Below are 25,564 nucleotides of genomic sequence, written 5' to 3' on the forward strand. Positions count from 1 at the left end.
TACAAATAAAGTATTTTTCAACATTTTTTCCTTTTAATTATAAAAATAAGGATATTTATTTGTTGATATACATATCAAAATTTTCTAAAACGTATGGACTAGCTTTACAATAAAAAAATAGGCATATTCATATAATCTGAATATGCCTAACTATTAAAAATGTATTACTTGCTTCAGAAGATGATGATGCCAATAAAATTTGTGTTTAGCATCCTTAGTTTTTATTTAAACTTAATTTTCTCTTCCGAAGCTCCTTTAGTATATGTTATGTTCGCTCCAACAGGTAAATTTCGAATTTCTTTTACATTTTCCCCTTCAATAATAATTTCACCCATTTTCGTTCCTTTAAAGTCAATAATCGCATTTCCTTTTTTGGGACTAATCGTTACCGTTTTGTCCGCAAATCCTTCACCATGGAATTCAGCATATTGACTAAATACCGCAATCCCATTTTTAATATTTGTATTTTCCCCTAACGTTAACGAAACACTTGGGCGATTCACTATTAATTTACCTGTTTTGTAGTTATTAAAGCTATATACATTTTCAGGTAATATTGGTGTTGGTATTTCTTCTTTCCCTGCCTTCAAATCAATTTGAACTAATACTGGGTCATGATCCGATGCTCGACCTTGTGCCTCTGTAAAGTTCGCATTAATATGAATCAAGTCAATTTCGGTAACATCAGCAAGATTATTCGAAACTAAAATATGATCCAACACTTGATTATTCCCTTGGAAGAAGTACGTAAAACGGTCTTTTTCTGGGGCTTTATCTACCATATTCGTTAAAACATCACCTTTTAACGTTTCAAGTGCTGGTGTGAATTCAAAGTCATTCATGTCCCCTGCTACAATGATATTTAAATTCGGATTCATTGCAAGACCTTTATCGATAAAGTCATTGATGGCTTGAGCTAGCTGAAGACGTTTCGTTACTGATTCTAACACTGGCGGCTGTGTTGGCCCCCAAAGTGAACCATCCCCACCTTTAGAATTTAAGTGAGCTCCAATAATGACTACACGCTCTTCCTGGAATTCAAATTCTGCTGCAATTGGTTTACGTGTATCTACAAATTTTGATGGATCAACAAAGCCAGGATTTAAGGCAAGACCTCCATCTGCTGTCCACGTATTCGCTTGGTCACCTACTCCCTTTATACCTGTCACTAATGAAACACGCGTCGGGTTATATAAGTAACCTACACGAATATTACCACCAGGTGCACCACCTACTGTATTGTTAATTGGCATGACATCAATCCAATCATAGGCAGGACCACCCGCAGCTTTAATTGCATGAATTAATCGCATGTAGCTTTCCGATGCATCAGCATTTCCTGAATCAATTTGCCCATCATTATCTTGTACTTCGACTAATGTAATGATATCTGGTGACTTCATGTTTTTCACAAATGTCGCTGCAATTCTGTCCACTTTTTCATTAGATGTATTGGCAGGATTATTCGAAAAGTTTTCGATATTATAAGAAGCGACATTTAACTTGTCCACAACTGGTTCAAGATGTGTGACTTCTTGCTGAAGGTTTGCTTTTATCACATCAGGAAAGACTTTATTCGTGTTCAGTCGATAGCCATCTGTAAAATTTTCTACAAATCCGATAAGCGCTTCATTAAAACGGTCACCTGAATCATAATTTTTCCCTGAAACCCCTTCAAGCATAATTTTTTCAGGGTTATAATCGTCGGCAGCAATATTTAAACCACCATTCACATTAAATGTATTATTTGTTGTACTCGGTACAACAATTGGTGAATCATTATTATAAATCGGTCCAATTACTCTCGCATCCGGGAATGATACCCGCATATACTCGATGGATTCCCAAAAGTCGATGCCATCTTCTTGTGGGTCAAAAATGGCAAAGCCATCATTATCGATAATTTTATTAGGTGGGAAAAGGTCCTCCCCTATCACAAGAGCTTCTGGAATTACTGCCGTACCCGTTTTTGTCATAGTTGTTGCTGAAATTTGCGTATCTGTCAATCGAGAGTTTCCACCTGCTTCTATTACATTTCCTGCTACTTTAATAACTTCCCCTACTTTTACATTATGTGCCGACTTATTTACCTTGATTGCTGTTGATTTTACGCCATCGAACGTCGGCCCATTTTCTTGCATAATAAAGCTAGTTGAATTGATAACGAATGTAACAATTCCCTCTACATCATTTACTGTTAAATCGACATATGGTGATTTATGGCTTGCCCCTTGAATATCGCTAATTTTTGCATTTTTAGTATCAATAATTTCATAAACAAATGTAGCAATCGCACTGTTCGTTAAACCTTCTTTCACCGCAATCGCTTTAATCGTCATTGGTTTATTAACAAGAATTTCTCCTGTATACTTTGTACTGGCTGTAGTTGGTGTTGAGCCATCCACTGTGTAATAAATGGTTGCACCTTCTGTCATTGTAGAAAGTGAGACTTTCGTGCCCGCTGTTACGCCCCCAACGTGAGATGCTTTGATATCCTGAACCTTTGTTACATCTTCAATAATGCGTATCGGAAGCAGTTGGTGGTTTGTATATTGACCAATAATTCCTGTAATTTCCCCATACGTTTTTCCACTCACTAAACCTGAGTCACGTGTTTTATCGTAAATAGCAAATGTACCTACATCATCTGTTCCGGTAAAGTTTTGACCTGAACCAGTAATGGCAACATTTTTAATCGTTACTAATTTCGATTCATTATCCTCTGCAACCTCAATACTTTTAATAATGTGTGGCTCTGGTATTGTAGAAGGAATAGGCTTGCCAACAAGCGAAATATTCGTTAATTGCTTTAGTCCGCTATATTCAGCTACTTGACCTTGCACCGTCACCCGATCACCGATATTAGCAGTAAGACTATCTACAGGATAAATGGCTATCGCCGCACCATCTTCATCTTGAATGTGCGCTGTAGCAGTTTCTAATTTTGCTGTTACAATACCTGATACGATGACAGTTTGTCCGATTTCTTTATGACGAGCTTCCGTAATTGAAATAGTGGATGGCGCATCTTTAACTGTAAAATTTAAGGATGTAATTACGCTATCGTTTAAGCCAGTTGCTGTAGCAAATGCTTTGATCGTCATTGCTTCATTGACAACAATGCCAGCTGCCGCATCATAAACCATACTAGCTGTAGACGGTTCAGAACCATCTATCGTGTAATAGATTGTTGCATTTGGCGTATCTGTAGACAATGTTACTTTTGTTCCTGCATAGACTTCGCCTGTTGCTGGAACAGCTTTAATATTTGCTACTTGTGTTGGCTCATAATTTAATACTAATTGGAAGCTTTTCGAGCTTAACGTTTTTAATTGATAAGTTCCGTTAAAAATTGAAGCAATCCCTGTCACGGTAATCACATCATTGTTATTGAACCCATCTGCTTCAAATTGAGAGAACTGATAGCCTGTACGGTTATCATGGCGAATTAACAGCTCGTTATATGCTGCATCGACTGCTTTAAATTCAAATGTACCAGACGTACCAGATGGCTTTAAATCTTTAATCTTCATATTTTCAAGTGTAATTAATTCACCTTGCATACTGTCATCAATCGGTAGATTCACTGTTTGTGGCGCTGGTGCTGTCCCAGTTGAAATTCGTTCAATTATCGGTGAATTAAATTGAACCTCTCCGCTATATAAACTCGTTTTCCCTGTGATTTTGACAATATCTCCAACAGCTAAGCTCCCTGCTTCTGGAGAACTGGAGAAAACATATACTCCTGCTGAATCATCCTGTACATAGAAGGCCTTACTTCCCCAGCTACCAGGTGTTGTCGTAACCGTCCCTTGAATTTGGACTGTGCGGTCCGTTCCAACCGCTGCACGAGCTTCAGCAATTGTTAATTCAGAAGTTGGATCCAATTGACTGACCGATTCCCCCACTCCAATAGCTTCTGTCGTTTCCGCCTTTGCAATTGTTAAGTAAGGCAAAATCATAGAAATTACAAGTAAAAATGATAAAGCTATCTTGGAAACGACATTACATTCATATTTCTTCATTCGTTTAGCTCCTTATGATTTTTTATCTATACAATCAACTTTTTCCCTATCTTACAAAGGAATTTACTAGAAGTTATTATTCAATTATTGTGTTCCCTTCAACGGTTAACCCATCTAAACTGATATTCACATTTGGTGCAGCAATGATTAAATCCCCTGCAATAGTACCAGTACTACCAGATGGCATTAAAGAGTACCTCCCTGAAGCTGTAGGTGCTGTTAGCGTTACATTCCCATTCAAGGTTTGACCATTCAAATCAATCATTACTAAATCTGTTAGCGTTACATCTGCAGTCATTGGAGCTGTTAACCTAATCAAGTCTCCTGCTTTAGCTTTATTTAATGCTTGTTTTAATTCCTCCGCATTCTTTACATTAAATTCACTCACTTTTTCTGGTGGAATAACCGGATCGGGTGCCACATTTCCTCCACCTGTATTTGGAACCCCTGTACTTGGCGAAGAACCTCCAATAATGGCTTTAATTTGGGAAGCAACCGAGGCATAGTTTGTTATAATTTTTGTTACCGTTGAACCTGCTGGAATCGACAAGTCATTTATTAGTAAACCTGAACCGATTGTAATTCGAGCATCAGCGTTTAGAACCGTTAAATATTTCACTAAACCAATAGCATTCAATTCTAACTCCACTGCCGTAGGAAGCAACAATCGTTCAAACTTTACATTCCCAGTCATATTCAGTTTTGCCGTAGATTCAATTGTTACCTTCGTTGCTGATCCATCAATATTTATAGCAGCAATGGGAGCTGCTATGATAATTTCAGGAATCACCGTGTCCGTCACAATCGAAATATTTTGACGCTTGACTTGTACTTTTTCTGTGTGCGAATTTTTGATTTTCAATACAAGTGTACTTTGACCATCTATTGCATCAGCTATAATTAAATCGCCAGTAATTGTAGTACCATCAAATTCCATTTTCCTCTTAACATTTGAGGTAATGGTTACATTTCCTGTAACTGATACATTTTTAACAGTCACACCATCTGCGTTAATTGTTATCGAATCGAGCGTTGCATTTGTATTGAATACAACGCCCATCTCTGCTGAACCTGCCTTATTTAAAACAACGTTATTTACTTTTGTTATAATCCCATTTTCAATAGTTGCTGTAATTTTTGCTCCTGTTAGTGCGGTTTTATTTTTAGTTGTAAAAATTGACTTTACTGAATCACCAAATAAATAAGTTTTACCATTAATAGCAATTTCATTCGCTGTATATTTTTCAACTTTAAACGTTACACTTTGAGAAGGTTGAGTAGTCGGATTACTAACAGCTTCTGAACGAGTAATAAATGCAGCCAGTTGTCCTCGTGTTACATTGGAAGAACCATCAAATAATGTAGCTGTCTTACCAGTCGTTACGTTGTTTTCATATAAAGCAGCAATCGCTTCTTTATAATCTGCACGCACATCAGTGAACGGTAATGAATTCGTATTTGAAGCTTTTAAATTAAAAGCGTTCGCTAAAATTTTTGCTACATGGTTACGTTGAATAAATTCATCCTGACGGAATGTTCCATCCTCATAACCATTAATAATCCCCTTTTCCTTTAATGCAGCAATTGCACCAAAATATACATGATTAGTAGGAATATCTTTAAAGTTTGGATTGCTAACATTCGATGTATCCAGTCCTAATACACCCGCAATAATTTTAGCAGCTTGTCCACGTGTTACGTTTTGCTCAGATTTAAATGTCCCATCTTGGAACCCATTAATAATGCCACGATCATTTAAATTTTTAATCTCGTCATAAAATGGATGCGTTCGTTGTACATCCTTGAAACTACTAGCTTCAGATGCAATCGGTGCTACTACTACCGCTGAAGCCGTTAATGCCATTGCTGTTATTGCTTTTAAATACTTCGATTTTCCCCATTTACGCATACTTAGAGTAATACCTCCCATTCCTATTTAATAAGGATGATTTTGAATCCAATCAATACAATTAATTGTAATTATTAAACATTGCCAAAATATTGTTTAACATAGTAATTTTAACAGAAAAATAATAAATATATTGTTATTTAATATTAATATTCTAAATTTTTTGTAAAATGTTTATATTAAACTTTTACAATATTATTTAGAATAGTAGTTTTATAATAAAACCTCATTTTCTGTAATTACATTTTCACATGAACTAAAGGGCAATTGTGCCCCTCACCTCTATTAGACATTGAAAGGCCCGACACAAAAGTAAAACCTCTATAACTTTTGTACGGGAGGGCTGAAATAACCGAGGAGTTGGCACATTTGCCTGAACGTAGATAATACTCTTACCTTAAAGTTAACCTCAATGTCATATCCTTAATAGGAAAAAAGCCAGTGAGTATCCATCTCGCACTGACCTAAAAAAAGGAGACAAATAAAAACACCTTTCGTTGAAAAACGGGTATTAAATACAAAACATTCAACGTGGAGGTGTTTTTTCTATGGGTACTAAACCAATCTCCTTTTTGTTTTACTTGTAATACATCTCAAAAGATTATTGACTACAGATTCTCTTCTGAACATTCTTTATTGACCATCTTTTTATTGTCAGTATGAATGCTTTTCATTCCTTCAAAAAACGAATACTCTTCCCTTAAACATTTCTCTAACTCTTCGTTATCCTGCGGAAGCTGTGCTAAGTAATGTTTAGAAAAATGAATCCTATTTTGGATTTCTTGTTGGTTCTGTGTTGTCGTTCCGTGTCCTGGTATATGGGTTGTTATTTGATGATGCAGTAAAATATCTTCAGCTTTACGAATAGTATTGACATAGTCTTTATAACTGCTAAAAATGAAAGGAAACTCAATATCTGACAAGTAATCTCCCGAAAGAAATAGCCCATACGGCTCTATCACTGTAAATAAACCATCATTCGTATGACCAGGTGCTTGATAAAATGTCATAGTTATCGAATCTAACTCTAATGTTTGCCCATCCTCTGAAACGACAATATCTACTGTTGGATATACAGGAGAATAGCTCCTCTGTATATAATAGCTTTGATCAAATTGTTTGATTTTTTGAATGCTTTTTGCTTTGTTCGGGTTTTTATCAAATTGTTTAGATGCAATTACCTTTGCTCCTGGAAAGGCCCCTGAACCAATAATATGGTCAAAATCGCTATGAGTGTAAATAATATATAGTTGCTTATCACCTTTCATGTTGTTTATGTAAGCCTGAATTTCTCCAATTTCGCTAGGTAACCAATTAGGATCTGTCATAATTATCGCTTCATTCGTTTGAATGATAGCCGAAGTAGTCATATACAATGCACTTTGAAAAACAGTAATATTATCTTTTTGGAATTGAATCATCATGAACCTTCCTTTTCCCCTTTTAAAAGGGAGCATCTTTAAGTGAGTATTTTAGATTTTGAACAGGAATTTCTTATTTATAGAGTTCGAGCAAAATCAGTAAATTCCTTCTTTAAGGAAAAGTGGAAGGTACTAGGAATTATTTTTTATGTACATATTTAATACAAAAGCATCTTTATTGATATCCTTTAGGATTAGCAACAGAATGTGATTTCTCTGTAGTTTTGTCGATTTTGAGAATCCATTCATTCCGATTTAATCTAGAAAGATTTTTTCTCGCTAAAATATTTTATGATATGATGTTTAGGTTGTTTATCTACTACACATTTATATTCATCTTAGAAAGAGGTATCTATGCACAACTCACAATTATCCAAGCGACATTGGTTACTCATTTTAACACTTACGTTATTGACATTTGTACTAGGGACAAGCGAATTTGTTATAGTCGGAATCTTAACTGATATTTCCTCAAGCCTTCAAATGACTAATGCAAAAGCAGGCACACTTGTTTCTGCATTTGCCATTACATTTGCTATTGCCACACCACTAGTGATGTCAGCAACAAGTCATTTTCCAAAGCGTAAATGGATGTTGTTTTTGATCCTTTCTTTCATCGTCCTCAATGCTTTTTGCGTCATTTCAACGAGCTACATCATGCTGCTTGTACTTCGTATTATGACAGCGATTGTAACAGGAGTATTAATCTCTCTAGCCATGATTGTTGCAAGCGAAACCATGCCGATAAACAAACGCGGACTTGCTATATCATTCGTTTTTGGTGGTTTCACACTAGCAAATGTCGTAGGAGTACCAATTGGTATTGTAATCGCAGGCTGGTATGGTTGGAATGCCACTTTCATGTTAACAACCTTTCTAGGTGGTTTGGCGTTTTTGGCATCCTTTTTTGTCTTACCTAATCAACTCAGCCAAGTACGTAGTTCGATACGGGATCAGTTTTCTTTAATGATCAAGCCGCGTATTTTAATGGCCTTTTTCATTCCTGCTCTAGGATTTGGGGCAACTTACGCTGTCTTTACGTACCTTGTTCCTATTTTGAAGGGAATGGGAGCACCAAATAATTCTATTAGTCTAATCTTATTTGGTTATGGGTTTATTTCGATTTTCAGCAATATCCTCGCCAGTAAAATTGCCAGTCATAATGCTATCGGTCGCCTTCGCTTTGTTTTTCTTGTGCAGGCTATTGTTCTGACAAGTTTATTTTGGACTACAAATCATTTTATTTTAGGGCTGGTCAATATTGGCTTAATGTCATTAATGGCTATCCTCTTAACAACATCTACTCAGCTTTATTTAATAGACCTCGCTGAAATTTACCAACCCAGTGCGAAAGGATTGGCTGCTTCACTTATGCCTGTAGCAAGTAACGTAGGTATCGCTTTTGGTTCTGCATTAGGTGGAATTGTTTATCATCAGGGAAATTTAATGAATGTTACATGGGTCGGTGGGATTGTTGCCGTCTGTGCAAGTTTGCTAACTTTTCTTAGTCACCATTTAGATCAAAAACTAGAGAAATCAGCATAAAAATGATAGAAACAATTGAAAATGCAATAAGACCTTTAAAATTAAACTAGGCAGATTCGCATTATAAAACGAATCTGCCTGTTTTACTTATAGCTCTGTCTCGTCAAAATGAACGGCATCTCTTGTGGAATATGCCTAATCAATGTTTTCAACGAGTTATCCTGTAATTAGATGTTTTTCTTTCATTGTACCAACTTGATTTAAAATCATTGCGCCAAACATTTGAATAATTGTCTTCACAATAATTTGTCCGAAAATGGCGGATGGTACGGCTTCCCAAGGTAATATATTAGCTCCAAGTGGACTCAAGCCGATTACTACGAAAATTGCAGAATCCAAAAATCCTCCAACAAGACCACTGTAGAACACACGCCAAGCCATTGGTAATTTTAATCGAGTATAGATTTCTGTATCAGCTGTTTCAGCGACAACAAATGATAGTGCTGACGCTACCACAATCAAAAGTGTATCCCCCAGTAGGAATGACACTACTGCTGATAAAATTAAAGCTGTAATAATAAATAAATACGTCTTTGCTCTACCATATTTATTTTGTACAAGGTCCCGAAAAATAAAGGTTGCCCCAATTAAAAACGTCCCCATTGGAACAATAAACATACCAAAGTGCAATGGTGCAAATGCTGCCGTTACTACATTAGCGATGACAATAGATAATAAATAAAACAATATTCTCATACTACTACTCCTCAATTTAAAAACATTTTTGTAATGGGACACTATACGCCTCTTTTATTTCCCCAAACAAGGGCATGTAACTGTGGTAGTACTTTAACATCTCTTAATTCTTCATCCTTCATCACTCTATCAATCAATGCATGATATTTATCCAATAAATGCATAATTAATTGTGAATTGTCAGTTGTCATGAGATCATCATTACCGACTTGAAGATAAAAAGGAATCATTGGATATCGATGGTGAATTTGTTTAGCATAATCGTAATCCTCTTGATTAAAAACGACTATTTTGAGAGATATATGGTGATTACTGTTTTGATTTTTAAGCTTTTCGAAGATATATGAGAGCACCGAATAGTCTGTGGTCATTCCAGAACTAGGTGGCTTTGGAGAAATGGTCAGTTCATCAATCTCATGCATCCATTTTTGCCACCTACTTCCCTGTGTTTCCACCCCAATTTTTATGTTGTTTTCTTTTAAAATGGCAATGAGCTCAGCTAAATGTGGATTGAGTGCAGGATTGCCGCCTGAAACCGTGACAAATGAGAAGCCATTGCCTCCAAGACGTTTCAACTCAGTCCAAATCTCTTCCGCTGTCATTTGGACAATCAGATGCTTTCCACTGCCATCCCAAGTAAACGATGAATCACACCAAGAACAGGAATAATCACAACCTGCAGTTCTCACAAACATTGTCTTCTGGCCAACTACCATCCCTTCACCTTGAATCGTCGGTCCAAAAATCTCGATAACAGGTACCTTACTCACCTTCCATCCACTCCCGTCTCGCTTCTGCATAGCTTGTCGGAGTTTCATATAACCTAATAAACTCTACACATGCACCGTTATAGCTTGGTTCATCAAGCAATGCCTCTGCCAACTTTTCATAAATCCAAACTACCATGTTTTCTGCTGTCGTATTCATGGGTGGAAGCGTTTCATTTAAATAACGATGATCCAAATGAATCTCTATTTTTTGTTTCCATATTTTTTTTATATCGCCAAAATCAATCATCAAACCGCGTTCATCTGTGTAGCCACTCAATCCCAATACTACACGATAGGTATGACCATGTAGGTTTTTACATTTTCCCTCATAATGATGTAAATGATGAGCAGCATCAAAGGTAAATTCTTTGCTTACAAGAACACGCTTTGCATGATAGTTCAATTGATCTCTTTGAATATCCTCATCTATTTTTTGGAGCTTATCGACGATTTTAAAATCTAACATCCCTTAAGACTCCTTCCTATAACGCAAATACTCATCAAGCCCTTTTTTTCGCAGTTTACATGCTGGGCATTCACCGCAACCATCCGCTATAACACCGTTATAGCAAGTCAACGTTCTTTCTCGAACAAATTCCAATGCCCCAAAACGATCAGCAAGCTCCCATGTCTGTGCCTTATTCAGCCACATCAACGGTGTATCAATAACAAAAGAATCATCCATCGATAAATTTAACGTTACATTCAAGGATTTAATAAAAACATCTCGGCAATCCGGATATCCGCTAAAATCTGTTTCACAAACGCCAGTCACGATATGCTTCGCTCCTACTTGACTCGCTAAAACACCTGCAAACGAAAGAAAGAGAAGATTTCGACCAGGGACAAAAGTCGATGGAAGCTCACCATTATTTCCGTCTTCTACTGTAATATCTTGTCGTGTCAAAGCATTTGGAGCAAGTTGGTTTAGGAGTGACATATCAAGAATATGATGCTTGATTCCAAGTTCACTCGCTATCTCTTTTGCACATTCAATTTCAAGACGATGCCTTTGACCATAATCAAAAGTGACTGCCTCAACCTCTTCAAAACGTTCCTTTGCCCAAAACAAACAAGTTGTACTGTCCTGACCTCCACTAAATACAACAATTGCTTTTTCCTGCTTCATCTATAAAACTCCTTTATATCGAAAAAACAGCACTCTAAGAAAAAGTGCTGCTTTCTTCTTAGTTTTTTTAAGAGGGTAGCTAAAAACCTCTTTCTTGATGGAACTATTTAATTCTCCATTTATCGATTATCAATTTTTTCTGGATTAAGGTCGTGGTTCATTAAACGATAATTGGCGATTTCTTCGTATTTTGTTCCTGGCTTCCCATAGTTACACCATGGATCGATCGAGATACCTCCACGTGGCGTAAATTTCCCCCAAACCTCGATATATCGAGGATCAAGCAATGCAATTAAGTCATTCATAATGATATTAACGCAATCTTCATGGAAATCACCGTGATTTCTAAAACTGAATAAATACAATTTTAGTGATTTACTTTCAACAATTTTTTTATCTGGGATATACGAGATGTACATCGTTGCAAAATCAGGCTGATTTGTAAGCGGGCATAAACTAGTGAACTCTGGACAATTAAATTTAACGAAATAATCTCGATTGGCATGCAGATTATCTACTGCCTCCAATACCTCAGGTGCATAATCATAGGAATACTTTGTACCTTGATTACCTAATAGGGTTAAATCCTTTAATCCTTCTTCATGACTTCGGCCAGACATAAAAAAACCTCCTTGTAAAATGTTTCCCAACACTTTTCAAGAGAGGCATCACCAAGCATTCTATTTAAAACATAAGTAAACACATAAAAAAAAGCCACGTCCAATATGGACATGGCATTATTGTCATGTTTCCATAGTTTTTTATAGAGGGTATCCGCTATGAACCTCTCCCGTTCTAGTCCGGGCATTCTTTTCTTCAATATCGTACAAAAAATAATACAGCACGTCAAATGGATTTTTTCAAAATTTTACTATATGCAATGTGGTTTGAAAGCATTACTAAAGAATTGATTCAAAGGGTTTAGAACCATTATTTACATTACCTTTAGTGGAGCTATATGGAACTTTTGTCAAATTTATAGATTATGAATAAATTGCTATTGGAATTACTAGTATTGCAGGTTTTGAGATTCTTGAAACAATGTTAGGAAAATCAAGTTGTTCATCTAATCCAGTGTTCATAGATTGAAGAAGGCTATCTAAAGCTTGTTGTTGGAATAATTTAAATGCTGTATTTCTAAATAAATTAATTTCATCTTGATCATTAGTAACAACCTTCACAACTTTTCCAAAAACAGTATAATTTCCATCAATGATTTCATTAGTATTTTTATGAATGAAATAATTTAAATAAACAGGAAGAACTGCTTTTAATGATTCTTCTTCATTAATAGTGCAAATTAAATCCATGTTATCATTTTCCATTAAACTATTTCTCATGCTTTTTACTTGTTTTAATATCTCTTGATTTCCATCCTTTTTGTTACTTTTTTTGGCAGGTTGAAACGTCATTGCTAAGACCATCATTTGTTCAATTGATTCTAAAAGGGCAATCAACGGGTTTTTTTCCAATTTACTATTAAATCTGACAAAACTCCCTGATGCTAAATTATCTAAATTTCCTTGCTCTTCAATATCGTTAATTAATTGATTTTCTTCTAAATATGAAAGTAATTTTGCGAATAAAGACGTTGGCGTGTGTACTTTTTCCTCACTTGAATTCTTTTCTTCCAACGATTTTTTCTCTACACCCATTGCTGCTTTAATTTTTGTTTTTATCCCGTATAAACCAAATCCAGCCTCTCCATTAATGCTGCTATTAGTATTTTTTCCATCAGTGTTCGTGACATTTAAATTTGTTACTTGTGCAAATCCATCTTCAATAACTGCCAATAAATCAAATACTACATTTTGATTTAAGTACGTTGTAACTGGAAATACACTACCTTTAGATTCTTTATTCACTATATACCCCCTATTTTTTCTTTTCCTCTAAACAAACAGGAACGTTTGTTCCTATTTTACATCATGGGGAACTCTTTTGCAAATTAATTGGTTATTTCATTCTCTTTCTGAAGTGCTATTTTTTTCACTTTCTTTCAACTAAGTCCTTTTCAATTTTCTGTGTCTCTGTTTCTCTATATCCATTTATATGCTCTAGCTTCTGTTCATTCAAATTTCAGTAGAGTATTCAGATGTAAATTTCATTCTACTTCTTAATATCCACCTATATTTTATCTAAAGCATTAAAGCGCTAAAGTACACAAGTGGGCGTGTGGGGCTTTATCACCTTAAAGCGACTTATAGTTTCATATTTCCACATAGATTTAGAACGAGGCGTGGGAAATACAGTAATCCTTAACAGCACGATCACACATAAAAATGCACATAAAAATCTTTAACTACTAAGTGCCGTTATCTATCTTTTTCCTTTCGAAGGAACCTGGTAATTTAAAGACAAACTCAATCCCTAGTTTCAAATGGTTAAGGGCTTTTTAAACAAGGAATTTGCCATTTTATATCTTCCCCAGCTAAACTACCATAATTATTACGTCAAAAGCCCCTTAGGTGGTTTCTGGAAGTTTAGCAACCAGTTATCACCTAAGGGGCTTTATAGCCATTGGGGATTTGCTTATTTTTCATTTCGTCATCGTATGTGACTTCGGTCTTTATAATACCTTTAAGTGTTTTCATTATTTCATGCTCCTTTTAAGAAACTTCTTCATTTTGGTTCGATACAACCATAAATATTAAGTCCACGATCGACTTCTCCTAAATATTGTTGAAAAATATCGTATTTGTCTTAAGGGCTACGTACTCTATGTGCTTATAGGGTATGCTTGTTTCTTCAACTAATTTTACCGATACGATTTTTATTCGTTTTGCTGAAATCATACTCGTATCCCTCCTTAATATTCTAAAATATAATATATATTTAAATTATTTTTAGATACCAATAGTCAATGATATTTATTTACATTTGAAGTAAAATATACATAGAGGTGATTTTATTGTTGTATTTATGTACACATGAAAACTGCAGATTACCAGTTGGACATAAAGGAAAACATAATCCATATCCAACTTCTGCATGGGAAGAAAAGTTTCACAAGAAAGATAAAGATAAAGTTAGCAAAGCTGGATATGCTACACCTAGAGGTGGGGATAAAGGAGCTTATCAAAACCACGTCTATCGAAATAATAAAGTAATAATACCCTTTGAGAGAATTAATTCAGTTAATTTAGATAATTACTCAGATGGCTATATAATTAGAATTTTTCCAAATCAATATTTTGAAGAAGATGGGGAAATTAAAGAAATCTTTAAAAACTCTTATTCAAATATTGTTATTGGCGACAATGCATTTGTTTTATATAGAACCCATAGCATGTTGGAAAAATACCCACCCTTGGATCACTGGGAAATCAGAGACATATATACTTCTGAAGGGGCTCCAGCGAAAAAAAGGTCTAAAACTGTTATTGAAAAAGGGCATTATGTTTTACGACTATCGTCTATTAGTAATAATAAAAAAGTAGTTAATGGTGCTCCTCAAGGTATTTTTGCTCCTGAATACGCTACCCAAGAAACCAATTATTTATGCAAGGCATTTTTAGCATGGCTAATTATTATTTCCAAAGATAGTCCTTATGATAAAGCTGATTTTGAATGGCTAGAGGCTATTTTGATAGAAAATAATTTATTAGATGCTACTTACCTTCATGAATCCGGAATAATACAAGATTCTGTTACTTCATGTCCTCTTTGTTTAGATAAAATTTACTATACTGAGTTACATGAGATGCTATCCTTTGAAGGTGCTTCTTCCCTTGCTAATTCTCAAGAACAAGTTGAAGGCTCTACAAGATCCACTAAAGTGAATTTATTCCATATGATTCCCTTAGTGTATGAGACTTTAGAACATAAACCTAAACAAATTTCCTGGGGGCACGCTATTTGTAACACAAAATTAGGTCAAAGACGTTGCCTTTCCTTAAAAGAAATAAAAAATAATGGGATGGAGATTCATTTAATAGGAGAAGCAGGCAAACCTGAATTATTTGGCTGGGTTGATAATACTCGTACATTTATGCGGACTAGAAATGGAGAAGCTTGGGTAAATATCACTGAACCTATCTCTGACGCTGAAGAATAAACAAATACCAAACTCAATAAAGCTATTGAGTTTGGTATTTTAATATTAGACTATTAACTTTTTTATAAGTAAATCCTTCAACTCTTTTAATTGAGCATTTTGTAATGCAATATTTTCAACCTTTTCAAATATTGGATTCATCCAATTAATAAATTCATTAAACTCTACCGGAATCATTATCGGTATTTTTTTGAAGTCTTTTTTATTAATCTCTTTAAATGTGCTTCCATTTGAAATAGAAATAAACTTCCATTTGTTGGTTTTTGCCCAAAAATACAAATATGATAAAGGTACTTTAGAATTTGCTACGATATTTATAAAACCTTGATTTGTAGTAGCTTCTTCAAGATTAATTCCTATTTCTCCTATAGTTGCCCTACTCGTTATCATTAAACTTTTAACTGGTATAATTTTTGCTGAACTATTATCTAGCCCATACTTCGTTATTTTACGACTAGAATTAATTAAAAATATACCTTCATCTCTTGAAACATCTGTTGGCGTATACCATAGGATATCACCATTAATCCAATACTCTTGTACTTGAGTGTTAGGAGTACCCCCACCTAGTATATCCACTACATTTCCAATTTCAAACTCTTGTGTTTGTTTTGTTTGAATATACATTTGGTAATAATTTTCCCCCATTGAAATAAGGTCTTTTTTTATCTTATTATTTATTTCCAAAAGTTTATCAATATTATTCAATTTATTAATTATTTCTTCTTGCTCTTCAATAGAAGGTAATAATATTTCTAAGTTCTTTGCTGCTGTTAAAGATAGTTCCTTAAATGTTGTACCATTAGCAAAAGTTTCAATATAATCTTTTTTGGATTTCAAGAAATAATATAAATAATCTGGTTTAATTATTTTTTCATTGCATACAAAACATTTAAAGCCTTGGTTTGTTGTCAATTCATTAGCTGCTATCGCTACGTAACCTATTGGAGCCCTTGATGACAATAAGACTGTATCCTTAGGGAGCACTTTCAAAGTTGTTTCTTTTAGTGCTTTTTCTGTAACACTTCTTTCACCTTTAACAATATACTTTGAAGTGTAATTTGATAAGTCCTTTGGTGTTATCCAGGAAATACTACCATCTTTATAATAATCTTCATTCTTAGTAGAAGGCGTTATTCCACTATAAATTGATGCTATTTCACTCAACTTATAAATTTTTCTCATAAATAATCACCTAAATTTTTTATAATTAAACCACTTAGTTTATCTGCATCAGCAAATTTTTTTTCAAGATCCTTAGCCAACCTAGAAATTTCTCCTTCATAATCTTTAACTGAAAGGTTTTCTTCAGGAACACCAACATATAAACTAGGAATTAATTTATAATCATTATTTATAACTTCTTCATTAGAGACGATCTTAAACAAACCTACTTCTAATAATTCCTTGTTATCCTCTTTAAAGGTTTTATATATTTCACTAATTTTACTTATCTCTTCATCTTTTAAAACTTTATGTTTCTTACTAACAAACTCACCTAAACTTGAGACGTCTAAAAATAAGATTTCGTTATTTCTTATTCTAGTATTCTTATCACCTTTTCTAGATTTACTAATGAATATTAATGCACTTGGAATCGCTGTCCCAAAAAACATTTTGTCTGGAAGTTGTACGACACAATCTATCAGTTCGTTTTCTATTAAATACTTCCTAACTTCTTTATCTGAACTTTGACTACTTGTCAATGCACCATTTGCAATTACAAATCCTGCTGTTCCATTTTCGTTCAAATGATATAAAATATGTTGGATCCACATATAATTTGCGTTATTTTTATTAACGCCTCCAATTAAACGTGGATCATTTTCTGAAATATATTCAGCTCCCCAATCTTTCATATTAAAAGGAGGATTTGTAATAATATAATCTGCTTTTAAATTTGGGAATAAATCGTTTAATAATGTATCTCCTTGCTGAATATCCGGATATATACCATGTAAAATACTATTCATTTTTGCCAAATTAATTGTTAAAGAATTTTGTTCTTGACCAAAATACTTTATTTTTTTATCTTTATACATATGAGATTGAATAAACATTCCACCTGTTCCGCATGCCGGATCATAAACTGAACCTTCAATTGGTTCCAACATCGAGACTAGTAGTCTCACTATTGGTGATGGAGTAAAAAATTCTCCACCTCTGTTTCCTTCAGTAGAAGCAAAATTGCCGATAAAATACTCATAAATTCTACCTAATGAATCAATAGTATTCTCTTCTAAGTTATTAAATTTTTCATGCGAGAATAATAAAATTAAATCTGATATTACATCACTTGGAATATTTGAATTAACATATATTTTAGGAAGCACTCCTTTTAATTTCTCATGTTCCTTTTCTAATAACTCCATGGCATTATCAATTTTATCTTTTATTATGTCGGTTTTAACAAACGATTTTAGATATTCCCATCTTGCCTCAAGTGGGACATAAAAAACATCTACTTCCGCATATTTCTCTTTCTCTTCTAATATTAAATCATTTTCTGGGTACTCTTCACGAATTTGTTTTACGCGTAACTCATATTTAAGTGTCAAATGTCTTAAAAAAACCATTGGTAACACATAATACTTATATTCAGCTGGGGCTATTTTTCCTCTTAATTTATTTGCTACAGTAAATAATTCTGTTTCAATTTCCAAATCTTTCTTTAACAATTAAATCTCCTCCTTTGAACACATGTTCTTATATTAGAGTAACCCACATAAAAAATCCTGTCAACTGGAAAAAAACCATTTGACAGGATTTAAAAACCGCACTTACTTATGGTACGGTTCACCCTTCATAATCCTAAAACTCCGATAAACCTGCTCGACTAGCACGAGCTTCATGAGCTGGTGAGGGAGCGTCATTTTACCGAAAGATTGTTGTTCATCTGAACGTTTTAGTACGTCATCATGTAGGCCGAGGGAGCCGCCGATGACGAAGGTGATTTTGCTTTTGCCGTAGGTCATGAGGGATTCGATATCGGCTGCCATTTGTTCGGAGGTTTTCATTTTGCCGTTGATGGCTAGGGCGATGACGTAGGCATCTGGGCTTATTTTGGCTAGTATGCGTTCGCCCTCCTTTTTCTTGACGATGTCCATTTCGGCTTCACTTAGTTGTTCAGGTGCCTTTTCGTCTGGTACTTCAATCAAATCCATTTTTGCATAGCCGCCAAGTCGCTTTACGTACTCATCGATGCCCATTTTTAAGTACTTTTCTTTTAGTTTGCCGACTGATACAATCGTTATATTCACACGTTATCCACCTTTACAATTCATTTACAAACAAATTATCCACAAAAGTTATCAACATATCCACAAGTCACTTCTATATATTGTGTAAAGTTATTTACTTGATACAATATATTCTGCTGGCTGTTCACAGTAGCTACACTTTGTGGATAACTTTTTATCCTCTTCGATTTTATCCATAATTGGGAACACTTTTTGCTCTGCTACAAACATGTCTAAAGCGTGTTCTATATGGCTTTCACAGCTGTATTTTTCCATTATTTTACGTCTCCTTATTTTCCGAAATTTCCACAAACTTATTCACAAATCAGTCTATGTTATCCACAACCTATTGTAACAAAGGAATGGCATGTATGGAAGAAGTGCCTTCTTCTCACGTTTACTTGTACAGAAATAGTATTCACAATTTTCTAGTTATCCACAATATTTCATAAAAGCCTTTCTTCATCCTCGCAAAAAAAACGATGGAGAATTGTTATATCTCCATCGCTCTTCCGATTCTTTACAATGTATTACCGTTTGTTAATGTTAGTGATAGCTCGACTAATTTACCTTGACGGTAAACTTTTAATGTTAGTTTATCACCAATTTTTTTCTCATTATATAAATGCTTGCGTAAATCAATAGTTGTTTCGATCTTTTGACCATCCATTTCCACAATAACATCATATTGTTGAACACCTGCTTTTGATGCAGCTGAATTATTCATGACATCTGTTACAACAACACCTGTTGTCACCTCTGCAGGTAATTTTAATGTTTGTTGCTGATAGAATGATGGGACATCTGTTAGATCTGCTAGTGACACTCCCATTGTTGGACGTTTCATTTCACCATTTTTCTCTAATTCCTCGATAATTGGAATAGCTGAATTAATGGGAATAGAGAATCCTAAACCTTCCACGGAGGATTGAGCGATTTTCATGGAGTTAATCCCTACTAATTCTCCAGCTAAGTTGACAAGGGCTCCCCCACTATTTCCTGGGTTAATTGCAGCATCTGTTTGTAATACTTCTTGTTGCCAATCTTCCGTACCATCACCATTTAAGTCTACTGGTACAGAACGGTCTTTCCCAGAAACTACACCTGTTGTAACTGAGCCGTAGAAATCTAAGCCAAGGGGATTCCCAATTGCAATAACTGTTTCGCCTTGTTTTAATACATCAGAATTACCGAATGTCGCAACTGTTTTTACATTTTTAGCGCTAATAGAAATAACAGCAAGGTCTGTCCAAACATCATGACCTACTAATTGAGCTGGTTCTTTCGTTCCGTCTGGCATTGTGACCTCTAACTGTTTTGCACCTTCAATCACATGGTTGTTTGTGACGATAAAGGCTTTATCTCCTTCAATTTTATAAACAACACCTGAACCGCTTCCTGCTTCTTTTGTCGTTGTTGATGGTGGACTCCAAAAACCTCCACTCGTTATTTCTTGAATATTCGTAATACCCACAACGGCTGCTGAAGCTTTATCTACTGCGGATGTCACATCGGTTGTTATCTCTGTCGCAACTTGGTTAATCGTTGTGTTATTTTTTCCTGTACCACTTGATGTTGTCCCAGGCATTTGATTGACTAGTCCAGGTAACATAAGCCATACAAGTAAAGCACCTATAATCACACCGATAAGACCACTAAAGAAATAGCCTCCCTTTCCTCCGCCACCGCCTTTCTTTTTATGCCGCTTGGCTTGCATTTCTTGCTCCTCACGCTCTAATCTTTCTTGAAGAGGTGATTTCGGTACTTCATCATTTTTTAAGAAATCACTGTTTTTATCATCATCTTGGAAATAACTCAAGTTCCTCATCCTTTCCTTTAGTGCTATTTGTTAATTGTTACCCTAATCTTACAATTCAAACATTAAAATCAGATGAAAAACAAATAAAATGGGCATAAAAATAGCTGCCCAAAGCATTTTTTTAAATGCCTTGAACAGCTCCAAGTTTTGCCTAAATAGCTTATGATTAAACCGTGACTAATTTTGTTGGTTCTTCTGCATCTGTATCAAAGAGATGAACATGCTCACCGACAAGGATGCCACAAGATTGCAAAGTTTGAGAGACACTCATGCGTGCCAACTCTTTCATATTATTATCTTTACTTAAATGCGAAAGATAAATATTGGTCGTCTTATCAAATACAACTTCACTCATTGCGATAGCTGCATCCTCATTAGACACATGTCCTACATCACTTAATATACGACGTTTAATGGACCAAGGATAACGTCCCATTTGAAGCATGTTGACATCATGATTACTTTCAAAAACAAAGGAATCTGCTCCACGGATAATCCCTTTCATACGATCACTGACATAGCCGGTATCTGTAATAATGACCAGCTTGCGATCATTCTCATGGAAAGTGTAGAACATTGGATCTGCTGCATCATGTGAAACGGCAAAGGACTCAACAGCTAAAGAACCAAAATACTTCACTGTATCCATTTCAAATTCAAAACGCTGTTCTACAGGAATATCACCAACTAGCCCATCCATTGCCTGCCATGTTTTGGCGTTTGCATAAATTGGTACACTATATTTTCGTGCCAGTACACCAATTCCCTTAATATGATCACTATGCTCATGTGTAACAAAAATGCCACTAAGCTGCTTCATATTACGGTCGATTTTTGTAAAGAGCTGCTCCATCTTTTTCCCACTAAGTCCCGCATCGACAATAAAAGCATGGTCGTCATTCTCTACATAAATCGAATTTCCTGTACTGCCACTTGCTAAAACACTAAATCGCATTATTCAACTCCCCAGTCTTCTTCTCCGCTCTCCTGCTTGTCCTCCTGGATTTCAATGACTTTACCTTCTACTGCATTGACAAAGTACTCCTCTTTTCCTCCATCAGGTAATTTCACTTGAACCTCCCACGTTGGCACCAGTACCTGTGTACGCGTTAATTTAACGAGCGTGGAGTAACCTAACTTCATTTGTGTAATGCGCGAGTCTGGTTTGAGCGGTCCTTTTGCATACAATGTTTGAATAATTTGAAGTGGTGGAATAACCGTTTCCTGCTGCTCCATTTCTTCAATATTATCAATCATTGTTTGTTCATACATTATTACTTCGTCATTTGTATTCCATTTTATTTTTAATGAACCATTATAATAGAACATTCGATTATTCGTCTTTTGGAAAAAAACAGCGACGCGTTCTTCTCGATCTATTTTCCATAAAGCATACGATGCTCCTTCATTGACATTGGCTAGAACAAAATCTGTAAAGCTTGCATCATCATTCACATTACGTAATTTAACAGGCTTCATGAAAATAGCACGAGCCTTTGTATTGTCATCCGTAGGGGTGACCTGTTGATTAGTATCTTTAAATTCAGCCTTTGTGAATTTATGTACTTGGGCTGTAATATAAGAGGCCGATTCAATATTATTTGGTAATGAGCCATACGTAATATTATCATCTTTTAAACGAGCTTCGATCGTTTTTTCACCAGGTACTTCAATATCTTTTGCTTCATTATAGCGATTTACATAAAGTGTATATAAGAAGATGTTGAGAATTAAAAAAACGAATATAAAAATAGATTTTGTTCTATTCCAATCCATTTTTAACACCTCCTAAAACTTCAGGCGTCAGTTTAATCCATGTACCATTACGAATAACAAACCAACAAGGTTCAAATGTAAAGATATTCAGTTCTTGATTTTGCGTTAAATAATAGCCCAATACAAGTTCCTCAATATCTGATAAGGCAATGTTATTAGCATTTTTTAATCTCTCAGCAATCTCTGTACCAGAAGGTAGTTCTTTAATTTCCTTCTCTGCTTCAATATCCATATCTAATGAAAAGTATGGACGCTTATAATGGAAAATCCGGCTATCTCCCCAAATTGTCGTCATTCGAGTAATGACATGATTGCTATAGACAGGTAAACCTTGTAAGTATAATTGATAATCCATTTGATTTTTATTGATGCTCGTTGAAGCATAACGAAAATCTGCTGTAAATCCTCCATGTTCATTGATAAATTCAAAGCTATCTTTAAGAAGCTTCGATGGCTCAATTCGTATACTGCTTTCTGCCGCTGGATAAACATAGTTTAATGATTTGAGATTTGTATCTAATGTCATTAAGGACATACCATCTGTATATTTTTCAGAGGATGCACTTTCAACATTACGCTGGACAATATTTGGTTCTGGGAATAACACATTTTTAAATAATTCTGGTGTGATTTCTTCAATATAGTACGTAAATTTTACAGATTCCATTTTATTACTAGCTACATAAAGAGATGTCTGGCCTTCGCGCTCAACTTCTTTAAAAGCTTCATATTTTTTCGCAGGCTCTATGACTTCTTTGATAAACTGATTTACGTTTGGCACACTGACATGTGAACGGAATAATGATTGGTTATTGCTGCTAATATAATAAAGCATTAGATCCTTGCTATTATAATTACTCCAATCGATAATCATACGATTGAACGTTGTTTCGGGTAATTCCTTGTCCGTAAACTGAAAGATCGTATTAAAGGCTGAAAACGGAATTTCACCAGTAAAGAAGATGGTCATCCGATTATCTGCACTAATAATTTGATTCACATAGTTTGGAGATAGATTATTGTTAACAGGTACTAGGTCAAGAATATTCCAGCCTTTAAAAGTCTTCATCATATCTTTCATTGCAGCATTAGATACTGTACCTGTAAATTCTTCATCGGAACGGAAAATAGCCTTATACGGACGAATAATATCCTCCATATCCTTTTGTGGCTTAATGAGAATTTCCTCTCCTGTTGTTTTTTCAATAAATTTATAATCAGGTGTGTAGGTCCAAATCAAAAAAGTTAAGACCACACTTAACATGACAAGTAGAAATAATACAACAGATTTAACTGGCTCTATATATTTCATTCCCACTCACCTGCCTCACCAAATTCATCTGCATCATATGGTAATGTGAAGAAAATCGTTGTACCGTGTCCTTCCTCACTTTCAGCCCAAATCTTCCCACCGTGAGCTTCAATCATTTCCCGCGCAATAGCTAATCCTAAACCTGTTCCTCCCATAGAACGAGCACGTGCACGATCCACACGATAGAAACGATCGAAAATACGCCCTACATTTTCTTTAGGAATACCCATGCCATCATCAGAAATCATGACCTTCAGCATGTCCTCTTGTCCAGTAAAGCCAAAGCGAATATTACCGCCATCTGGTGAATATTTAATGGCATTCGAAATGATATTATCGATGACTTGTGTCACCTTATCCGTATCAATTTCTACATAGAAGGATGTTTCAGGGAATAATCGTTCAAACTGGACTTTATCCGATTTAGACATTTCAAATCGGTCGATAATACGGTTAAAGAATGAATTGAATAACACAATATCTTTATTCAACTCATAATCCGAACTATCCATTCTTGATAATTGTAATAAATCATTCACTAGACGAATCATTCGCTCTGTTTCGGTTTGTGTCACATTTAAAAATGTCGGAGCAATATTTTCATCTTTCCATGCCCCATCTGCTAGTGCCTCTAAATAACTATTCATCGTTGTTAACGGCGTTCTTAACTCATGTGATACATTCGATACAAATTCTCGACGATCCATTTCAATCTTTTCCTGCTCTGTTATATCGTGTAGTACAGTAATTAGACCGTTAATAAAACCAGTCTCTTTTTGAATAACAGAGAAATTAGCACGAAGTATATAAGGTGCATCGGCTGTACTAAAGTTTAAATTGATCGCATCATTCATATGAATTAAGTCTTCAAAGCCATATTCCTGATCAATTCCCAATACAGAGGCGATAGGACGCCCTAATGTAATATCTCTTGAAATATGCAGTAATTCTAGTGCAGGGTCATTAATCAGAATTATACGTCCTTTGCGATCGGTCGCGATAACGCCATCTGTCATATTAGTCAGAACCGAATCTAGCTTTCGACGTTCGGCTTCTGTTGTCGATTGTGCTTCTTGTAAACGATTGGTTAAATGATTAAAGGTAATGGCTAGCTGTCCTATTTCATCCGTACCGTATACTCGTACTTTCCGAGAATAGTTCCCCTTTGCCATCGCCTGAGCCTGCTTTCGCATATCAGCAATTGGCTGTGTAATCGTTCGTGCAACAAGAATACCTAAGAAGATGGTAATAACTAAGGACATAGCCGTACCACCAAGGAAAATTCGGTTAATGTCATTCATTTGTTCAAAAACGGATTCAATATTAGCTTCAATATAGAGAACACCGATAATTTCATCGTCTGGTCCTGCACCAGCTCTAATCGGATTCGCTAATACCCACACTCGATTTCTCGTTTTATTGTCTAGTTTAATGATGTCAAAGAGTGTTTCAGCAGATATGGCTCGACGCACTAGATCCGTATTAGAACGTTGTCCGATTAAATTTTGATTTTCAAGCTCCGATGTGGCAAGAATTCTTTGTCTATCATCAATAACACGAATTTCTAAAATATCTCCATTCGAAACATCCTTTAAACCAGTAGAAAACTCCATCACAATGGATTTTAGACTTTCTTCTAATTTAGGCATGCTTTCATCGCGTTCCTTTAATATTTCTTCACGAATACTATATTGCATCAAGTCGACACGCTGAAAAATGGAATCTTGGAAGTTGCTCTTCAAATTTCGTTCTAATTCACGAGCGAAATAGATACCGATAATTTGTAAGGCAAGCAATATTAATAAAATATAAATCAGCACTAGTTTGACATGAATGGATTTAAAGAAGCTCACTTTCTGCATTCCT

Annotated in this window: 20 protein-coding genes and 1 riboswitch; of the genes, 2 read left to right on the forward strand and 18 right to left on the reverse strand. The window is 35.2% G+C overall.

What is annotated here, in order from left to right; genetic code table 11:
* Positions 1 to 221: 221 nt before the first annotated feature.
* The 3 genes from MHI22_RS15935 to MHI22_RS15945 form a co-directional block, all read right to left on the reverse strand.
* Entirely contained in the window at positions 222 to 4,025 is a 3,804-nt protein-coding gene (locus MHI22_RS15935; RefSeq protein ID WP_271911936.1) for a chitobiase/beta-hexosaminidase C-terminal domain-containing protein, read from the reverse strand.
* 76 nt (positions 4,026 to 4,101) lie between these two features.
* Positions 4,102 to 5,934, reverse strand: coding sequence for an S-layer homology domain-containing protein (locus MHI22_RS15940; RefSeq protein ID WP_271911937.1), 1,833 nt, complete (start codon positions 5,932 to 5,934; stop codon positions 4,102 to 4,104).
* Between the two features lie 608 nt (positions 5,935 to 6,542).
* Positions 6,543 to 7,355: an MBL fold metallo-hydrolase gene (locus tag MHI22_RS15945; protein WP_271913648.1), complete on the reverse strand. Its 813-nt coding sequence runs from the start codon at positions 7,353 to 7,355 to the stop codon at positions 6,543 to 6,545.
* Positions 7,356 to 7,709: 354 nt separating this feature from the next.
* Here MHI22_RS15945 and MHI22_RS15950 point away from each other — a divergent pair, with 354 nt between their 5' ends.
* Positions 7,710 to 8,900 (forward strand): MFS transporter, encoded by a 1,191-nt coding sequence (locus MHI22_RS15950; protein WP_271911938.1) that lies wholly within the window; start codon positions 7,710 to 7,712, stop codon positions 8,898 to 8,900.
* Between the two features lie 156 nt (positions 8,901 to 9,056).
* Here the strand turns inward: MHI22_RS15950 and MHI22_RS15955 are convergent, their stop codons facing one another.
* The 6 genes from MHI22_RS15955 to MHI22_RS15980 all read right to left on the reverse strand — a co-directional run bounded on the left by MHI22_RS15955 (position 9,057) and on the right by MHI22_RS15980 (position 13,360).
* Positions 9,057 to 9,596 (reverse strand): VUT family protein, encoded by a 540-nt coding sequence (locus tag MHI22_RS15955; protein ID WP_271911939.1) that lies wholly within the window; start codon positions 9,594 to 9,596, stop codon positions 9,057 to 9,059.
* Positions 9,597 to 9,637: 41 nt separating this feature from the next.
* The gene (gene queE / locus MHI22_RS15960; RefSeq protein WP_271911940.1) at positions 9,638 to 10,366 is read right to left on the reverse strand and encodes a 7-carboxy-7-deazaguanine synthase QueE; all 729 of its coding nucleotides are present in this window, start codon (positions 10,364 to 10,366) and stop codon (positions 9,638 to 9,640) included.
* Positions 10,359 to 10,832 (reverse strand): 6-carboxytetrahydropterin synthase QueD, encoded by a 474-nt coding sequence (gene queD / locus MHI22_RS15965; RefSeq protein ID WP_036119403.1) that lies wholly within the window; start codon positions 10,830 to 10,832, stop codon positions 10,359 to 10,361. Before queD ends, queE begins: the two co-directional genes overlap by 8 nt.
* Before the next feature lie 3 nt (positions 10,833 to 10,835).
* A complete protein-coding gene (gene queC, locus MHI22_RS15970; protein WP_340812375.1) occupies positions 10,836 to 11,495 on the reverse strand; it encodes a 7-cyano-7-deazaguanine synthase QueC in 660 nt (219 codons plus the stop codon).
* A 119-nt stretch (positions 11,496 to 11,614) separates the two neighbouring features.
* Positions 11,615 to 12,115 (reverse strand): preQ(1) synthase, encoded by a 501-nt coding sequence (gene queF, locus MHI22_RS15975; protein WP_004233404.1) that lies wholly within the window; start codon positions 12,113 to 12,115, stop codon positions 11,615 to 11,617.
* A 127-nt stretch (positions 12,116 to 12,242) separates the two neighbouring features.
* A riboswitch (PreQ1 riboswitch) is annotated at positions 12,243 to 12,289 on the reverse strand.
* Positions 12,290 to 12,478: 189 nt separating this feature from the next.
* Positions 12,479 to 13,360, reverse strand: a complete 882-nt coding sequence (locus MHI22_RS15980; protein WP_340812376.1) for a DUF6414 family protein — start codon at positions 13,358 to 13,360, stop codon at positions 12,479 to 12,481.
* A 1,049-nt stretch (positions 13,361 to 14,409) separates the two neighbouring features.
* On the opposite strand from MHI22_RS15980, the gene MHI22_RS15985 reads away from it, so the two are divergent.
* Positions 14,410 to 15,552: a BstXI family restriction endonuclease gene (locus tag MHI22_RS15985; RefSeq protein WP_340812377.1), complete on the forward strand. Its 1,143-nt coding sequence runs from the start codon at positions 14,410 to 14,412 to the stop codon at positions 15,550 to 15,552.
* A gap of 45 nt (positions 15,553 to 15,597) precedes the next feature.
* Here the strand turns inward: MHI22_RS15985 and MHI22_RS15990 are convergent, their stop codons facing one another.
* From MHI22_RS15990 to walK, 9 genes are all read right to left on the reverse strand, one after another.
* On the reverse strand, positions 15,598 to 16,737 hold the full coding sequence (locus MHI22_RS15990; protein ID WP_340812378.1) for a restriction endonuclease subunit S: 1,140 nt from the start codon (positions 16,735 to 16,737) through the stop codon (positions 15,598 to 15,600).
* The gene (locus tag MHI22_RS15995; RefSeq protein WP_340812379.1) at positions 16,734 to 18,230 is read right to left on the reverse strand and encodes a type I restriction-modification system subunit M; all 1,497 of its coding nucleotides are present in this window, start codon (positions 18,228 to 18,230) and stop codon (positions 16,734 to 16,736) included. Before MHI22_RS15995 ends, MHI22_RS15990 begins: the two co-directional genes overlap by 4 nt.
* 102 nt (positions 18,231 to 18,332) lie before the next feature.
* A complete protein-coding gene (rlmH, locus tag MHI22_RS16000) occupies positions 18,333 to 18,812 on the reverse strand; it encodes a 23S rRNA (pseudouridine(1915)-N(3))-methyltransferase RlmH (protein WP_036119387.1) in 480 nt (159 codons plus the stop codon).
* Positions 18,813 to 18,902: 90 nt separating this feature from the next.
* Complete coding sequence (locus MHI22_RS16005; RefSeq protein WP_036119384.1) at positions 18,903 to 19,067, reverse strand: CxxH/CxxC protein; 165 nt, start codon at positions 19,065 to 19,067, stop codon at positions 18,903 to 18,905.
* A gap of 244 nt (positions 19,068 to 19,311) precedes the next feature.
* Entirely contained in the window at positions 19,312 to 20,610 is a 1,299-nt protein-coding gene (locus MHI22_RS16010; RefSeq protein ID WP_036119381.1) for a S1C family serine protease, read from the reverse strand.
* Between the two features lie 166 nt (positions 20,611 to 20,776).
* Complete coding sequence (locus MHI22_RS16015; RefSeq protein WP_036119378.1) at positions 20,777 to 21,565, reverse strand: MBL fold metallo-hydrolase; 789 nt, start codon at positions 21,563 to 21,565, stop codon at positions 20,777 to 20,779.
* Positions 21,565 to 22,386, reverse strand: a complete 822-nt coding sequence (locus tag MHI22_RS16020) for a two-component system regulatory protein YycI (RefSeq protein ID WP_036119375.1) — start codon at positions 22,384 to 22,386, stop codon at positions 21,565 to 21,567. The genes MHI22_RS16015 and MHI22_RS16020 overlap by 1 nt, the downstream gene beginning before the upstream one ends.
* Positions 22,373 to 23,698, reverse strand: a complete 1,326-nt coding sequence (locus tag MHI22_RS16025; protein WP_170829855.1) for a YycH family regulatory protein — start codon at positions 23,696 to 23,698, stop codon at positions 22,373 to 22,375. The genes MHI22_RS16020 and MHI22_RS16025 overlap by 14 nt, the downstream gene beginning before the upstream one ends.
* Positions 23,695 to 25,560, reverse strand: a complete 1,866-nt coding sequence (gene walK, locus MHI22_RS16030; RefSeq protein ID WP_058844079.1) for a cell wall metabolism sensor histidine kinase WalK — start codon at positions 25,558 to 25,560, stop codon at positions 23,695 to 23,697. Before walK ends, MHI22_RS16025 begins: the two co-directional genes overlap by 4 nt.
* Positions 25,561 to 25,564 lie beyond the last annotated feature (4 nt).

The sequence above is a fragment of the Lysinibacillus sp. FSL L8-0312 genome, assembly GCF_038003285.1.
Classification (GTDB): Bacteria; Bacillota; Bacilli; order Bacillales_A; family Planococcaceae; genus Lysinibacillus; species Lysinibacillus fusiformis_D.

Bases quoted from the DNA above. Each gene is read 5' to 3' on its own strand.
- MHI22_RS15935 (WP_271911936.1), bottom strand. From the start codon at position 4,025: ATGAAGAAATATGAATGTAATGTCGTTTCCAAGATAGCTTTATCATTT.
- MHI22_RS15940 (WP_271911937.1), bottom strand. From the start codon at position 5,934: ATGCGTAAATGGGGAAAATCGAAGTATTTAAAAGCAATAACAGCAATG.
- MHI22_RS15945 (WP_271913648.1), bottom strand. From the start codon at position 7,355: ATGATTCAATTCCAAAAAGATAATATTACTGTTTTTCAAAGTGCATTG.
- MHI22_RS15950 (WP_271911938.1), top strand. From the start codon at position 7,710: ATGCACAACTCACAATTATCCAAGCGACATTGGTTACTCATTTTAACA.
- MHI22_RS15955 (WP_271911939.1), bottom strand. From the start codon at position 9,596: ATGAGAATATTGTTTTATTTATTATCTATTGTCATCGCTAATGTAGTA.
- queD (WP_036119403.1), bottom strand. From the start codon at position 10,832: ATGTTAGATTTTAAAATCGTCGATAAGCTCCAAAAAATAGATGAGGAT.
- queC (WP_340812375.1), bottom strand. From the start codon at position 11,495: ATGAAGCAGGAAAAAGCAATTGTTGTATTTAGTGGAGGTCAGGACAGT.
- queF (WP_004233404.1), bottom strand. From the start codon at position 12,115: ATGTCTGGCCGAAGTCATGAAGAAGGATTAAAGGATTTAACCCTATTA.
- MHI22_RS15990 (WP_340812378.1), bottom strand. From the start codon at position 16,737: ATGAGAAAAATTTATAAGTTGAGTGAAATAGCATCAATTTATAGTGGA.
- MHI22_RS16005 (WP_036119384.1), bottom strand. From the start codon at position 19,067: ATGGAAAAATACAGCTGTGAAAGCCATATAGAACACGCTTTAGACATG.
- MHI22_RS16015 (WP_036119378.1), bottom strand. From the start codon at position 21,565: ATGCGATTTAGTGTTTTAGCAAGTGGCAGTACAGGAAATTCGATTTAT.
- MHI22_RS16020 (WP_036119375.1), bottom strand. From the start codon at position 22,386: ATGGATTGGAATAGAACAAAATCTATTTTTATATTCGTTTTTTTAATT.
- MHI22_RS16025 (WP_170829855.1), bottom strand. From the start codon at position 23,698: ATGAAATATATAGAGCCAGTTAAATCTGTTGTATTATTTCTACTTGTC.
- walK (WP_058844079.1), bottom strand. From the start codon at position 25,560: ATGCAGAAAGTGAGCTTCTTTAAATCCATTCATGTCAAACTAGTGCTG.